This window comes from Aureimonas sp. Leaf454 (genome assembly GCF_001424685.1).
Classification (GTDB): domain Bacteria; phylum Pseudomonadota; class Alphaproteobacteria; order Rhizobiales; family Rhizobiaceae; genus Plantimonas.
On record NZ_LMQT01000001.1, the window covers coordinates 367,297 to 380,633 of the forward strand.

The 13,337-nt window shown below is 66.4% G+C and carries 16 protein-coding genes; 2 read left to right on the forward strand and 14 right to left on the reverse strand.

The features are described 5' to 3' along the window. Positions 1 to 2: 2 nt before the first annotated feature. From ybgF to ruvC, 12 genes are all read right to left on the reverse strand, one after another. A complete protein-coding gene (gene ybgF, locus ASG43_RS01625; RefSeq protein ID WP_162244656.1) occupies positions 3 to 968 on the reverse strand; it encodes a tol-pal system protein YbgF in 966 nt (321 codons plus the stop codon). Positions 969 to 1,152: 184 nt separating this feature from the next. Continuing rightward, positions 1,153 to 1,701 carry a peptidoglycan-associated lipoprotein Pal gene (gene pal / locus ASG43_RS01630; protein ID WP_056499494.1) on the reverse strand — a complete coding sequence of 183 codons (549 nt, stop codon included), beginning with the start codon at positions 1,699 to 1,701 and terminating at the stop codon, positions 1,153 to 1,155. 251 nt (positions 1,702 to 1,952) lie between these two features. Beyond that, entirely contained in the window at positions 1,953 to 3,239 is a 1,287-nt protein-coding gene (tolB, locus tag ASG43_RS01635) for a Tol-Pal system beta propeller repeat protein TolB (RefSeq protein WP_056500955.1), read from the reverse strand. Positions 3,240 to 3,420: 181 nt separating this feature from the next. Continuing rightward, the gene (locus ASG43_RS01640; protein ID WP_056499496.1) at positions 3,421 to 4,551 is read right to left on the reverse strand and encodes an energy transducer TonB; all 1,131 of its coding nucleotides are present in this window, start codon (positions 4,549 to 4,551) and stop codon (positions 3,421 to 3,423) included. 14 nt (positions 4,552 to 4,565) lie between these two features. Next, entirely contained in the window at positions 4,566 to 5,018 is a 453-nt protein-coding gene (gene tolR / locus ASG43_RS01645) for a protein TolR (protein WP_056499498.1), read from the reverse strand. 51 nt (positions 5,019 to 5,069) lie between these two features. Further along, on the reverse strand, positions 5,070 to 5,774 hold the full coding sequence (gene tolQ, locus ASG43_RS01650) for a protein TolQ (protein WP_156386446.1): 705 nt from the start codon (positions 5,772 to 5,774) through the stop codon (positions 5,070 to 5,072). 261 nt (positions 5,775 to 6,035) lie between these two features. Continuing rightward, the gene (ybgC, locus tag ASG43_RS01655) at positions 6,036 to 6,485 is read right to left on the reverse strand and encodes a tol-pal system-associated acyl-CoA thioesterase (RefSeq protein WP_056499502.1); all 450 of its coding nucleotides are present in this window, start codon (positions 6,483 to 6,485) and stop codon (positions 6,036 to 6,038) included. Positions 6,486 to 6,544: 59 nt separating this feature from the next. Further along, positions 6,545 to 7,594: a Holliday junction branch migration DNA helicase RuvB gene (gene ruvB, locus ASG43_RS01660; RefSeq protein WP_056499504.1), complete on the reverse strand. Its 1,050-nt coding sequence runs from the start codon at positions 7,592 to 7,594 to the stop codon at positions 6,545 to 6,547. Between the two features lie 218 nt (positions 7,595 to 7,812). Further along, on the reverse strand, positions 7,813 to 8,436 hold the full coding sequence (gene ruvA / locus ASG43_RS01665; protein WP_056499506.1) for a Holliday junction branch migration protein RuvA: 624 nt from the start codon (positions 8,434 to 8,436) through the stop codon (positions 7,813 to 7,815). Continuing rightward, positions 8,433 to 8,843, reverse strand: coding sequence for a type II toxin-antitoxin system VapC family toxin (locus tag ASG43_RS01670; RefSeq protein WP_056499507.1), 411 nt, complete (start codon positions 8,841 to 8,843; stop codon positions 8,433 to 8,435). Before ASG43_RS01670 ends, ruvA begins: the two co-directional genes overlap by 4 nt. Beyond that, positions 8,827 to 9,096: an AbrB/MazE/SpoVT family DNA-binding domain-containing protein gene (locus ASG43_RS01675; RefSeq protein WP_056499509.1), complete on the reverse strand. Its 270-nt coding sequence runs from the start codon at positions 9,094 to 9,096 to the stop codon at positions 8,827 to 8,829. The genes ASG43_RS01670 and ASG43_RS01675 overlap by 17 nt, the downstream gene beginning before the upstream one ends. A 67-nt stretch (positions 9,097 to 9,163) precedes the next feature. After that, positions 9,164 to 9,682, reverse strand: coding sequence for a crossover junction endodeoxyribonuclease RuvC (gene ruvC / locus ASG43_RS01680; protein WP_056499510.1), 519 nt, complete (start codon positions 9,680 to 9,682; stop codon positions 9,164 to 9,166). Positions 9,683 to 9,918: 236 nt separating this feature from the next. Between ruvC and ASG43_RS01685 the strand changes: the two genes are divergently transcribed. Further along, positions 9,919 to 10,905, forward strand: coding sequence for a serine hydrolase (locus ASG43_RS01685; RefSeq protein WP_156386331.1), 987 nt, complete (start codon positions 9,919 to 9,921; stop codon positions 10,903 to 10,905). A 54-nt stretch (positions 10,906 to 10,959) separates the two neighbouring features. On the opposite strand, the gene ASG43_RS01690 is transcribed toward ASG43_RS01685, so the two are convergent. Both ASG43_RS01690 and ASG43_RS01695 read right to left on the reverse strand, forming a co-directional pair. Further along, complete coding sequence (locus tag ASG43_RS01690) at positions 10,960 to 11,709, reverse strand: YebC/PmpR family DNA-binding transcriptional regulator (protein ID WP_056499515.1); 750 nt, start codon at positions 11,707 to 11,709, stop codon at positions 10,960 to 10,962. Positions 11,710 to 11,792: 83 nt separating this feature from the next. Next, positions 11,793 to 12,296, reverse strand: coding sequence for a DUF4405 domain-containing protein (locus ASG43_RS01695; RefSeq protein WP_156386332.1), 504 nt, complete (start codon positions 12,294 to 12,296; stop codon positions 11,793 to 11,795). Between the two features lie 204 nt (positions 12,297 to 12,500). Between ASG43_RS01695 and ASG43_RS01700 the strand changes: the two genes are divergently transcribed. Beyond that, a complete protein-coding gene (locus ASG43_RS01700) occupies positions 12,501 to 13,328 on the forward strand; it encodes an MBL fold metallo-hydrolase (protein ID WP_056499519.1) in 828 nt (275 codons plus the stop codon). The last annotated feature ends 9 nt before the right edge of the window (positions 13,329 to 13,337 follow it).

Consider the following 13,337-nt stretch of genomic DNA (forward strand, 5'->3'; position numbering starts at 1 on the left):
GCTCAGCAGTTGGTCGCCTTGCTCTCGACGTCGAGCTTGCGCTTGACGTTGGCGCTCATCTGCGGATAGCGGCGCGTCACCTCCTTGAAGGTCACGCAGGCCGTCTCGCGATTGTCGAGCTTGGACAGCGACATGCCGAGCTTCAGCATCATTTCCGGCGCCTTTCCGCTTTTAGGATAGGCTTTCTGCGCGTTGAGAAAGGTCTCGGCGGCATCGGCGTATTTCGCCTGGGCGAAGAGGCTCTCGCCCAGCCAGTACTGTGCGTCCGGCACGTCCTTCGCCGTCGGATAGGTCTGGGCATATTGCCGGAACGAACTCTCGGCGAGCTGGTAGTCGCCGGCGAGGAGATAATTGTAGGCGAGATCGTAGAGCTCTCCCGCGCTGGCCGGCGTCACCGATGCGACGGTTCCCGACGCCGCCGAGGAAGCTCCCGCGGACGGCGCCGCGACGGAGCCGACGTCGAGACCGCCGCCCAGAAGATTGCCGATCTCGTCGCCGCTCGGTGCAGGTCCTCCCGCGGCGACGTCCGGCGCGGCCGCGCCCATCTCCGCGTCGCCGCTGCCCGCAAGCGTTCCCGTGGTGCCGGACGCCGGTCGCGTCGCCGGCGCGGCATCGGTGCGCTTTTCGCCACCGGCCGACGCGGCACCTTCGATCTCCTGCAGGCGGAAATCGGTGTCCTCCTGCATCTTCCGGATCTGCTCCTGGATCTGCAGCATCTGGAAGGACAGCTCTTCGACCTTGCCGTTGAGGCGCCGGTTCTCCTCCTCGAGCTGCATGATCCGCTGCCCGGCATCGCCGGCCTGGGCATATCGCACCGGCGGGTTCTCGCGCGTTTCGGGCGCCGCGCGGACGCTGTCGCCGCGATCGGAGGGCGCCCCCAGCCCGAATGGCAGGTTCAGCGCCGAGGCGGGCGCGGTGATCGCCAGCAGCACTGCGGCGGCGGCCGTCCAGCGGGCGGGAAGTGCCATGGTCATTCCTCTTGTGTCTCTCGTGTCCTCGGCCGCGAAGGTCCTCGCCGCGCCGCACCCAAGGCCCTTACCAGATTCCTCGGCCAAATTGGGGCCGTCAAGATGATGCACCCGAAGCGAAAACGCGAAAAGGACGGCCCCTTTCGGGAGCCGCCCTTTTCGATCGAAGCGAACGAGGCCGAGATCAGCTGCCGGCGCCGTTCAGAACGGTGACCGCGCGGCGGTTCTGCGACCAGCAGGAGATGTCGTCGCAAACGGCGACCGGACGCTCCTTGCCGTAGGAGATCGTTCGCATCCGGTTGGAGGCGACGCCGCGCGAGGCGAGATACTCGCGGGTCGCGGCGGCACGGCGGGCGCCGAGCGCGAGGTTGTACTCGCGGGTGCCGCGCTCGTCGGCATGGCCTTCGACGGTGATCGAATACTGCGAATACTGGTTCAGCCACTGCGCCTGGGCGGCGAGAGTCTGCTGCGCGTCGGCGCGCACGACCGAGGAATCCGTGTCGAAGAAGATGCGGTCGCCGACATTGACGGTGAAGTCCTGGCTCGTGCCGGGTGCGGCGCTTCCGCCGGCTCCACCGAGGCCGCCCGCACCGCCGAGACCGCCGGCGCCGCCGAGGCCGAGGCCGGCCGCGTTGTCCGGCAGGTTGTTCTTCTTGGCGCAACCGGCGACCGCGAGAGCGGCGACGAGGGCGAGTGCGATGCGGCTATGAGCCAAAACAGACATCCGGCGCATGGCCAGCTCCTTCGATTTCGATTGAATTTCGTAAGGCGACGTTTACTGCGTTCACACTTAAGACCAAGTAAACGTTCACAATAAATCGAACGCCAACCATTTGATTCCGTACCGGCCCTTCAGCGGGACGGCGCGTCTGGCGGTCCCCGCGATCCCCGCCGAGAGCCAGGAGACGTCGAATGCGAGGCGCGCTCCGCCGTGGCACGCGCCTTCGCCGATCGGGCGATCCGTTGCCGGCCTAGGGGCCGCTCCTACTCGCGGGCTGGCGACCAGGCGGGATCGGAAGCAAAGCCCGGCGTCGCGATGCGCTGCTCGTTCGTGCCGGTGAGATCGATCGAGAACAGCTGCGGCCCGCCCCCGCCCTTCTGGTCGCGGAAGAACATGAGGACGCGACCGTTCGGGGCCCAGGTCGGACCCTCGTTGTGGAAGCCCGAGGTCAGGATGCGCTCGCCCGACCCGTCCGGCCGCATGACGCCGATCTGGAACTGCCCGCCCGACTGCTTGGTGAAGGCGATGAGATCGCCGCGCGGTGACCAGACGGGGGTCGAGTAGGAGCCGTCGCCGAAGGAGATGCGGTTCTGGCCAGAGCCGTCCGCGCCCATCGTATAAAGCTGCGGGCGTCCGCCCCGGTCGCTCTCGAAGACGATGCGCGCGCCGTCCGGCGAATAGGAGGGCGAGGTGTCGATCGCGGCGGTCGAGGTCAGCCGCGTCGTCGCGCGGGACCTGAGATCCATCGCGTAGATGTTGGCGTTGCCCTCCTGCTGCAGGCTCATCACGACCTTCTGCCCGTCCGGCGAGAAGCGCGGCGAGAAGGTCATTCCGGGGAAGTTGCCGACGACCTCGCGCTGTCCGGTCTCCAGCTGCAGGAGATAGACGCGCGGCTCGCCACGGCCGAAGGACATGTAGGTGATCTCCTGCCGGCTCGGCGAGAAGCGCGGGGTCAGGACGAGGTCGCTGCCGTCGGACAGATAGTTCACGTTGGCGCCGTCCTGATCCATGATCGCGAGACGCTTGACGCGGCTCTGCTTGGCGCCGGTCTCGGACACGAACACGACGCGCGTGTCGAAATAGCCCTTCTCGCCCGTCAGCCGCTCGTAGATCGCATCCGCGATGATGTGGGCGACGCGGCGCCAGTTCTCCGGCGTCGTGTAGAACTGCTGGCCGTCGAGCTGCTGGCCGGCGAACGTGTCCCAGAGGCGGAACTCGACGCGAAGCCGGCCGTCGGCCTCCGGCGAGACCTTGCCGGTGACGAGCGCCTGCGCATTGATGACGGTCCAGTCCGCGAAGCGCGGCGCGACGTCGGGGCTGATGTCCTTCTGCACGAAGGCGGCGGGATCGATCGGCGCGAAGAGGCCGGAGCGCCGGAGGTCGGCGGTGACCACTTCGGTGATCTGCCGCCCGACCGGATTCTGCGTCTGGAACTGCGTGATGGCGATCGGCAGCGGCTGAACGTTGCCCTTGGTCACGTCGATCTCGACGACGGCCTTGGCTGGCGGCGCCGCCACGAGCGCGCCGCCGAACAAAAGCAGGCAGGCCATGGCGAACGTCTTGGTGAAATAACGCATTCCGGAGAGCCTCTTGGCTTCTGGAGATCATCCGGCGACCAGGGGCCGCCGGATGATCTCCAGCTCTTCGTTGTCAGCCGCAAGGTCCGAGCGCGCGGCGGTTCCGCTTCGCTCGGACAGGGCTTTGTAAGGAGCGGGGTGATCCGGCCAAGGCTCAGAACATCTCGCTCGGATCGAAATTCACGACGACTTCGGCCCAGATCTCGGCCTTGTCCTGCGGCAGACTGAATCCCTCGCGGTCGCATTTCTGGACCGCGCGCACGGCACTCTCGTCGAACACGCGGTTGCCGCTGGACGCGTCGACCACCGGTCGTCCGTCCAGCTTGCCGGCGCCGTTCAGGTTGAAGCGCACGGAGACCTTCAGGTTGCCGCCATCCTCGACGCCGGCGGGAATGCTCCAGCACCCCGACAGCTGATCGCGCAGCGCGTCCGTCTCGCCGCGCGAGAGCTTGGCGCCGGTCGTCTTCCTGGAGCCGAGCGAGGCGGTCTCGGTGGAGCGCTTCGCGCCGCCGCCGGCCGACTTCTGCTTGTTGATCGCAGCCGCCGCCATGGCCTCGAAATCCATGTCGCTGTCGGGCGCGTCCTCGGAGGCGGTGTCCGCCTTCGCCGCCTTTTCCTTCTTGGGCGCGGACTTCTTCGCTTCCGTCTTCGGAGCGTCGGGCTTGGCTTCGGCGACCTTCACCGGTTCGGGCGGCTTCGGCTTGACCGCGTGCTTCACCACCTTCTTCGGTTCGGGCTCCGGTTCCGGCGTCGGCTCGGTCTTGTCCTCGGCGATCATCTCCGCCAGCGGATCGATCTTCTCGACCGTTTCCTTCGGCGGTGTCGGCTTGGGCTTTTCCGTCACCGGCTCGGGTTTCGGCTCCGGAGGCTTGGGCTCGGGCTTCTGGGGCTCCGGCGGCTTCGCCTCCGCCACCTTCGGCGCCTCCTCGACCGGCGTCGGCTCGATCTCGGGCCGTGCGGTGGGTTTGGGCGCGCCGGTCTGCGGGGTCTGGTTGCGTGTCTTGTCCGGCGTCGGCGGCGTCGCGAGGTCGGCCTCGTTGTCGCCGACATTCTCGGCGGCCATCGGCAGCGTCTCGGGCTTGGTCGTCGGCTTGGGCGCCGGCTTCTCGCTGACGGGCGCGTCCTTCTCGCCCTTCACGCCCTCGAAGCTTTCCGCCATGACGATTTCGACCGGCAGCGCCTCGGAATAGGCGACGTCGAGCGGAGGCGGCGACGAGAAGGCCCACAATCCCCAGGTGAGGACCGCGAGATGGATGCCGGAGGAGACGACGATGCCCGATTTCATGACGATAGCGCCGGTCAGCCCGTGGTTTCGGGCGCGGTGACGAGACCGATATTGGTGAAGCCCGCGGTCGAGATGCGCGCCATGACCTCGGCGACGCGGCCGTAATCGGCGGCACGGTCGCCCTTCACGAAGATGCGCTCCTTGTAGCCGGTCTTGGCGACGGCGGTCAGCTGGGTCACGACGTCCTCGATCGCGATCGGGTTCTCGCCGATGAAGATGTTGCCGTCGGACTTGATGGAGATCTCGATCGGCTGCGTCTCGGCATTCAGCGCCTTGGCCTGCGTTTCCGGCAGGTCGAGCGGCACGCCGACCGTCAGCATGGGCGCCGCGACCATGAAGATGATAAGAAGCACGAGCATCACGTCGACCATCGGCGTCACGTTGATCTCGCTCATCGGCGCGCGGCGCGCACGCCGTCCGCCGCGCCGAGACCCGCCTCCACCCGCTCCACCTGCCGACATGCCCATTTCAGTACCTCGTATCGTCGTGCCGGACGGATCGCCCGAGACCGCCCGCGTTCAGCGCGCGGCCTTCTCGTCGATCTGACGCGACAGGATGGCGGAGAACTCGTCCGCGAAGGCTTCGAGCCGCATGCCGAGCTTGCCGGCATCGGCCGACAGCTTGTTGTAGGCGATGACGGCGGGAATGGCCGCGACGAGGCCGATGGCCGTGGCGAGCAGCGCTTCCGCGATGCCGGGCGCGACGACGGCGAGATTGGTCTGCTTGGAGGCCGCGATGGCCTGGAAGGAGGTCATGATGCCGACGACGGTGCCGAACAGCCCGATGAAGGGCGCGGCCGAGCCGATCGTGGCGAGGAAGCCGAGGCGCGACTCCAACTGGTCCATCTCGCGGGCGAGCGTGACGTCCATCGCCTTCTCGATGCGCGTGTGAAGCCCGATCGGAGAGCGGGCGCCCTTCTCGAACGACTTCTTCCATTCGCGCATGGCGGCGACGAAGAGTGCGCCCATGCCGTTGGTCTTGCGCTCCGAAAGCGTGTGATAGAGCTCTTCCAGCGACTGGCCGGACCAGAAATTGTTCTCGAACGTGTTCAGCTGGCGCCGAAAGCTGCCGTAGCGCATGGTCTTGTCGACGATGATGGCCCAACTCCAGACGGACGCGCCCAGAAGCCCCAGCATCACCATCTTCACGATGAAGCCGGCCTGCCAGAACAGTCCCCAAAGGGATACGCTGTGCTCGGGTGCGGCCAGAGCGCCTTGAGCGATCTCGTTCATATCGTCTTCAGACCCTCGAAATGGGAGCCGGCCGGCTCGCGCGTCATCGCTCGGCCGCCGATGCATCGGTGACGGGTTCCTTCGCGAAGGAACGACCGTTTCCCGTCTCATGCGTCAAGTTTTCGATAAACCCCGCCTATCTCACACCGTTTGAATGGAGCGAAAGAATGGCGTTGCCATCGGCACTGGCCGCGAAGGCATATCAAGCAGCATTAAGGTTAAGCATTCGTTGCGAAAATGCTGCAGTGCCGTTCACGTGGACGCGATGTCGGTCGACAGGATCGCCGAAACGGCGTCCGGCATCCGCCTCGGCTTGCCCTCCGGCGAGATCACCGCGACCTTGACCTTTGCCTCGACGAGAACGGTCTGGTCCGAAAGGATGCGCTGCTGGAGGATGACCCGCGCTCCGCCGAGGAGGATCGTACGGGTCTCGACCGCCAGCACGTCGTCGATGCGCGCGGGCCGCAGGAAGTCGATCTCCATGTGCCGGACCGCGAAGGCCATCGGCTCGCCATGGATTCCATCGGCCAGTTCGCGATGTCCGATGCCCTTGAGACGCAGGTAGTCGCTGCGGCCCCTCTCCAGGAAATGGAGATAGCGTGCGTGGTAGACGACGCCGGAGAAGTCGGTGTCCTCGAAATAGACCCGTACGAGAAGTCGGTGGCCGAAGTCGGTCAGCTGGCCGGCAAGGTCGCTCTGCATGTCCCGCGCTTACCCCATCGCCTTGCGGGGGACCAGAGAAAGAGGCGGACGGACGGACGTCAGGTTTCCGGCAGAGGGTCCTCGAAGAGGCTCGCCTGCGCCCCCTGCCAGCCCTGCGGCACCGCGAGGCCGATATGGCGGAAGGCATGGGCGGTCAACATGCGCCCTCGGGGCGTGCGCTGGAGAAAGCCGTTCTGCAGGAGATACGGCTCGACGATGTCCTCGATCGCATCGCGCGGCTCCGAGAGCGCGGCCGCGATCGTCTCGATGCCGACGGGTCCGCCGCCGAAGGTCAGCGAGATCAGATCGAGATAGCGCCGGTCCAGCTGGTCGAGGCCGAGACTGTCCACTTCGAGACGCGTCAGGGCCTCGTCGGCGATCCGACGATCGACCAGGGCGACCTTCGCGACGTCGGCGAAATCGCGCACGCGGCGCAGGAGGCGGCCGGCGATCCGCGGTGTGCCGCGCGAGCGACGGGCGATCTCGCGTGCCCCGTCCTCGCCGAGCGGCAGGTTCATGATGCGCGCGCCGCGCCGGACGATCGATTCCAGTTCCTCCACCGTGTAGAAGTTCAGCCGGACCGGAATGCCGAACCGGTCGCGCAGCGGCGTCGTCAGGAGGCCGAGGCGCGTCGTCGCCGCGACCAGCGTGAACTTCGCCAGATCGATCTTCACCGAGCGCGCCGCCGGCCCCTCGCCGATGATGAGATCGAGCTGGAAGTCCTCCATCGCGGGATAGAGGATTTCCTCCACCGCCGGGCTGAGGCGATGGATTTCGTCGATGAAGAGGACGTCGCGGTCTTCCAGATTGGTGAGGAGCGCGGCGAGATCGCCGGCCTTGGCGATCACCGGGCCGGAGGTCGAGCGGAAATTGACGCCGAGCTCTTTCGCCATGATCTGGGCGAGCGTCGTCTTGCCGAGACCCGGCGGCCCGACGAAGAGCACGTGATCCAGCGCCTCGCCCCGCCCCTTCGCCGCCTCGATGAAGACCTTGAGGTTCGCGCGCGCCGCGGCCTGCCCCGTGAAGTCGTCGAGCCTCTGAGGTCGCAGGGATTGATCGATGTCCTCGCCCTGCTTGTCCGGCGTGAGGAGCCGATGTGCGTCGCTCATGAAAGAAGGCTCGTTCCTGGAACGGGGTTGGCGACGTTTCGATCGACGGCGGCCGTCGCCGTCGATGCGGCCGGCGATGACTCGACATCCCGGCCGTCAGGACGGGTCTTCGGCATCGTCGACGGTGTCTTCGACGTCATCCCTGCACTTGCCAATGACGATCTCCTGACGACGTGGCTATCATCGTAACGATGCGGCTTTGGCTTCACAACGCTTGCTCAAACCCGGCTGAGCGCCTTCAAGCCCAGCCGGATCAACGTCCGCGTCTCCGCTCCGTCCCCCGCTTCGCGCGATGCGGTCGAGACGGCGCTCGCGGCCTGATCGCGCGAGTAGCCGAGATTGACGAGGGCGGAGACCGCATCCGCGACCGGAGCGGGCGCGACGCCTTCACCCAGATCGCGCTTCAGCCCGATGTCCGACGACTCGAACGCGCCGGCATAGGCCGGTGTTTTGTCCTTCAGCTCCGCCACGATCCGCGCGGCGACCTTCGGCCCGACCCCGGGGGCTCGCGCCACCATGGCCTTGTCCTGGAGCGCGATGGCGCTGCCGAGCTCGCCCGTCGAAAGCGTGCCGAGAATGGCGAGCGCCACCTTGGAGCCGACGCCCTGGACGTTCTGGAGCAGGCGGAACCAGCCGCGTTCCAGCTCGCTCAAAAAGCCGTAGAGACGCAGCATGTCCTCGCGCACATAGGTCTCGATGAACAGCGTCACCGCCTCCCCCGCCGCCGGCAGCGTCGACAGCGTGCGCACGCTGCAATAGGCGACGTAGCCGACCCCGTGGACGTCCACCACCACGTGGTCGTCGCCGATCTCGTCGACGACGCCCTTCAGCTTTCCGATCAAGAATGGGACTCCGGCGAAGTGAGATCGAGGGTCGGAAAATAAGCGCGATAGCGTTTGGGATCTCGGGTCAGCAGCCGATGCCCGGCCACCAGAGCGTGGGCTCCGATCAGGAAGTCAGGAAGTGTGCGCTCGCGCTGCCCCCCGCGATCCCGATAGGACCAGTGTGCCAAACCCGCGGCATAGGCTGCTTCGAACGGAAACGGCTCTCGCCTTGGTCGCAACCAAGCCAGGCGGCGCATCAACTGCTCCTCCTGAACCGCTGACGTGGCGAGTTCGGCCCAGACCACGGCACCGATCACGATCGGCCCCGCATCCGCCTGACGCAGGACGGCGTCGACGGACCCTTCGAAGACGGGTCCCGTCCCCAGGAGATCAATCAGAATGTTGGTGTCAATGAGTGTCGACATCGTCGCGCGGTCCCCTCAACCAATCGACGAACGCCTTCCCATCCATTCCCATCGTGTCGATCGTCCCCCGCATCGCGACGATATGAGGTTCCATCTCCGCCCGCCGCGTCGCGGGGTCGGATGCCGCGTCCCGACGTGAGATCACGACCACATCCCCATGCTCCACGAAGTCGACCTCGCTGCCGGGCCCGACGCCCAACCGCTCGCGAATGGCCTTCGGGATCGTCACCTGACCTTTTTCCGTGATCCGCACGAAGGTCGCCCCAAAGTAATACCACTGCGGTATTACCTACCGCGCGAATGAGAACACGTCAAGAACATCACAGGCCCGCAAAGGCCGCCCGGGCCTGCGCCGACTGACGGTGATGAGTGTGGCAGATGGCGATGGCGAGCGCATCGGCCGCGTCGTCGGTGTCGAAGGTCGCCCGGGGCATCAGGACCTTCACCATCATGTGGATCTGCTTCTTCTCGCCATGGCCGACGCCGATCACGGCCTTCTTCACCGCATTCGGCGCATATTCCGCGACGGGCAAGCCGGCCAGAGCCGGAACCAGCATGGCGATGCCCCGCGCCTGCCCAAGCTTCAGCGTCGCCACCGCATCCTTGTTGACGAAGGTCTGCTCGACCGCCGCCTCGTCCGGGCGATAGGTCTGAAAGACGGTTTGCAACCCGTCGTGCAATTGTCGCAGGCGCGTCGCCAGATCGAAAGAAGCGTCGGACGTCACCGTCCCCGAGGCGACGAAGCGCAACGAGTTGCCGACCGTCTCCACGACGCCCCATCCGGTCCGGCGCAGGCCGGGATCGATTCCCCAGATGCGAATGCTCGTCTCCTGCAACATGAAGGCCTGTCCCGTTCGAGAGTGACACGACGGACCGCTAAAGACAAACCATGAACGAACCAAAAACAACGGAGAACGACCGACACGGTGATCTCAACTCGAGGTGACCCCGGCTGGCACACGCTCGATCATCGTCCCATTTGCCCCGGATGTTGAACCGACGATCCTTCGCCCTCGCTTTTTCGTTCGTCGCCTGGGGCGCTTCGGCTCAGGCGCAGTCGCCGGCCTCCGCGACCATGACGCCGCCCGTCGCATCGCCCGTCCGGGATGTCGCGAGCTTCGACGAGGCGGTCCGACGAAGCCGGGCGCTGCCGGCGCTCGAAACCCTGATGATCGCGCAGGACGGCGAGACGGTCGTCGAGGAAGGGTTTCGCGGCGCACGGACCTCGCGATCGACCAACATCAAGTCGGCGTCGAAGTCGATCGTCTCGGCCCTTGTCGGCATCGCCATTGACAAGGCCCTGCTGACGGGACCCGACCAGAAGATCGCCGAGATCCTCGGCGCGGACTTCCCACAAGATCCCGATCCGCGCCTCGCCACCGTGACGATCGGCAACCTCCTGTCCATGCAGGCGGGCTTGGAGCGGACATCCGGGGCCAATTACGGCGCATGGATCTCCTCGCGGAACTGGGTCCGCGATGCGCTGGCGCGCCCCTTCGTCGAGGAACCCGGCGGCTCGATGCTCTATTCCACGGGATCGACGCATCTTCTGTCCGCGATCCTGACGAAGGTCGGCGGCAAGTCCACCCTGCAGCTCGCGCGCGACTGGCTGCGACCGGCCGGCGTCGAGATCGCGAGCTGGGAGCGGGACCCGCAGGGCGTCTATCTCGGCGGAAACCAGATGGCGATGACCCCACGCTCGCTCCTGGCCTTCGGCGAGCTCTACCGCCGAGGCGGGACGGCCGAGGACGGAACGCGGGTTCTCTCCCGGGATTGGATCGACCGGTCCTGGACGCCGCGCACGACCTCGCGCTTTCACGACGGTCGCTATGGCTATGGCTGGTTCATCGACGATTTCGCGGGCCGCACCGGTTATTACGGCTGGGGCTACGGCGGGCAGATGATCTACGTCTTCCCAGATCTCGCCCTCACCGTCGCGATCACGTCGGACGAGACGCAGCCGTCCGGGCGCGGCGGCTATGTCGAGGATCTCCATCGCCTCGTAACCGAGACGATCCTGCCCTCGGCGGCGGAGCGCAAGAGCCGCGGCGATACGGGCTGACGAGGAGCGCAGCCCGCGTCTCGGCAGGCTCCGCTCGCGCCCGGTCGGAAGAGGTCAGGCGGCGGAAAGCTTCGCCATGACGGCGTCGTCCACCTCGAAATTGGCGTAGACGTTCTGCACGTCGTCGTCGTCGTCGAGATTGGCGATGAGCTTCATCACGCTTTCCGCCTTTTCCTCGTCGACGGGCGTTCCCGTCTGCGGCTTCCAGACGATCTTCACGCTCTGCGGCTCGCCGAGCGAGGCTTCCAGAGCGGCCGAGACTTCGCCGAGGGTTTCGAAGGCGGTGATGATCGTGTGGCCGTCGTCATCGGAGACGACGTCGTCGGCGCCCGCCTCGATCGCGGCCTCCATCACCTTGTCCGCGCTGCCGGCTTTCGCCGGAAAGACGATTTCGCCGACGCGATCGAACATGAAGGCGACCGAACCAGATTCGCCCATCGCGCCGCCGGACTTGGTGAAGTAGGAGCGCACGTTCGAGGCCGTGCGGTTGCGGTTGTCGGTCAGCGCCTCCACGATGACGGCGACGCCGCCCGGACCATAGCCCTCGTAGCGGACCTCGTCGTAGCTCTCGCCGTCCGCGCCCGACGCCTTCTTGATCGCGCGGTCGATATTGTCCTTGGGCATCGACTGCGCCTTGGCATTGGCGATGGCGAGGCGAAGACGCGCATTCATCGAGGGATCGGGCAAGCCGCCCTTGGCCGCGACGAAGATTTCGCGCGCGAGCTTGGAGAAGAGCTTGGATCGGACCGCATCCTGGCGGCCCTTGCGGTGCATGATGTTCTTGAACTGTGAATGGCCGGCCATGGGGCACCCGTGATGTCGACGTCTGGAAAGCGGTGCTTCTTAGTCAAAAAGCCGCCAAGCGTCCAGAAGCGAGGTGCTGGCCCTCAACGTCGGAGGTCGGCGAGGATCGGCAGCATGTCGCGGGCCGTGCGGTTCGAAGCCTCCGCCACCTCGCCGAGCCTCGCCTGGCTGGAGGCGACGACGAGGCCCCTGCCCCGCATCGCTTCGGCGAGGCTGTCGGGCGTATGGCCGAAGAGCGGCGCGAGATGGGCGATCGTCCCGTTCTGCACGGCGCCGAGAACGGCCTGCATCGGGTTGCCGCCGCCGGGCGGCGCCAGCATCGCCGGCACGGCGAAGGCGAGCGCGCCGACGAGCGAGGCGAGCAGCGCGACCGTCATGGGCGGACGCTTGAAATAGGAGACGAGCGGGCGCCAGTTCTTCCAGAGGTGGAGACCGAAGGGGACGGCGAGGATCATGCTCAACCACTCGTGCATCGCCTTAAAGAGCCGACCCTCGAAATGGAAGAAGAGGGCGACGCCGGAGACCAGCGAGACGATGAAGAGACCCGTCGTCAAGGGCGTCGCGTAGCGGAGGAGGATCGAGCGCAAAATATGAGTCTCGTTGTCTAGTTTTAGCCGCATTCTCGTTAGGCCTGCTCCGTCGAGTGAGCAAGCGGAAAGACGAGCCGATCTCGAGGCTCCGCTCACGCGATCATGAACGCACGCGGGCGCGAGACTTGGTTACCTTCCGAGATCCGCCGACCCTGGTCATGCACTCGACCCCATCGCCCCGCTTACGGAAAGGCTCGCCCCATGCGCCCGTGCCTCGTTCCCGCTCTCCTCGTCAGCCTCTTCGCAGGACTGCCCCAGACGGGCAAAGCCTCGGCGCAGGGCGTTCCAAGCACCTGCCATGCGATCGCGGACGCTGTGCCGAAGGCGAGATACGCGTCCTTCGACGCCCGGCCCTCGAGCCTCCTTCTCGCCGCGCTCGGCCGGGACGAGGTGCGGATCACCTACGCCCACCACTCGACCTACATCATCGAGAGCCCGAACGGCGTCACCGCGGCGACCGACTATTCCGGCTTCTCCGGAGAGGGCCCGCCGCCGCGCATCGCCACCATGAACAAGGCGCATTCGACCCATTTCACGAACGTTCCCGATCCCGCCATCGAAACGGTCTTGCGGGGTTGGAACCCGGACGGAGGACCCGCCCGGCATGCCGTGACCGTCGACGATCTCTACGTCCGCAATGTTCCGACCGATATCCGCATGGGCGGCGGCGACGTCGAGGCCGACGGAAACTCGATCTTCGTCTTCGAAGTGGCCGGGCTCTGCATCGGACATCTCGGCCATCTCCATCATCGGCTGACGGACGAGGACTTCGCCGACATCGGACGGCTCGACATCGTGATGGTACCGGTCGACGGCTCCTGGACGCTGAGCCAGGCGGGAATGGGCGAAACGGTGGAGCGGCTGCGCTCGCAGATCGTCCTGCCCATGCACCGCTTCGCCGGGCCGATCGAGCGCTTCCTCGAGCGCCTGCCGGGCTTCGCGGTCGAACGGCGCGACGAACGCAGTCTCACCGTCTCGATGCGAACGCTTCCCGAGCGCCCCACCGTGATCATCCTCGACGGCGTCTGATGTCGGCAG

Bases quoted from the DNA above. Each gene is read 5' to 3' on its own strand.
- ybgF (WP_162244656.1), bottom strand. From the start codon at position 968: ATGGCACTTCCCGCCCGCTGGACGGCCGCCGCCGCAGTGCTGCTGGCG.
- pal (WP_056499494.1), bottom strand. From the start codon at position 1,701: ATGCGCCGGATGTCTGTTTTGGCTCATAGCCGCATCGCACTCGCCCTC.
- tolB (WP_056500955.1), bottom strand. From the start codon at position 3,239: ATGGCCTGCCTGCTTTTGTTCGGCGGCGCGCTCGTGGCGGCGCCGCCA.
- ASG43_RS01640 (WP_056499496.1), bottom strand. From the start codon at position 4,551: ATGAAATCGGGCATCGTCGTCTCCTCCGGCATCCATCTCGCGGTCCTC.
- tolR (WP_056499498.1), bottom strand. From the start codon at position 5,018: ATGGGCATGTCGGCAGGTGGAGCGGGTGGAGGCGGGTCTCGGCGCGGC.
- ybgC (WP_056499502.1), bottom strand. From the start codon at position 6,485: ATGCAGAGCGACCTTGCCGGCCAGCTGACCGACTTCGGCCACCGACTT.
- ruvB (WP_056499504.1), bottom strand. From the start codon at position 7,594: ATGAGCGACGCACATCGGCTCCTCACGCCGGACAAGCAGGGCGAGGAC.
- ASG43_RS01670 (WP_056499507.1), bottom strand. From the start codon at position 8,843: ATGTCGACACTCATTGACACCAACATTCTGATTGATCTCCTGGGGACG.
- ruvC (WP_056499510.1), bottom strand. From the start codon at position 9,682: ATGTTGCAGGAGACGAGCATTCGCATCTGGGGAATCGATCCCGGCCTG.
- ASG43_RS01685 (WP_156386331.1), top strand. From the start codon at position 9,919: ATGACGCCGCCCGTCGCATCGCCCGTCCGGGATGTCGCGAGCTTCGAC.
- ASG43_RS01690 (WP_056499515.1), bottom strand. From the start codon at position 11,709: ATGGCCGGCCATTCACAGTTCAAGAACATCATGCACCGCAAGGGCCGC.
- ASG43_RS01700 (WP_056499519.1), top strand. From the start codon at position 12,501: ATGCGCCCGTGCCTCGTTCCCGCTCTCCTCGTCAGCCTCTTCGCAGGA.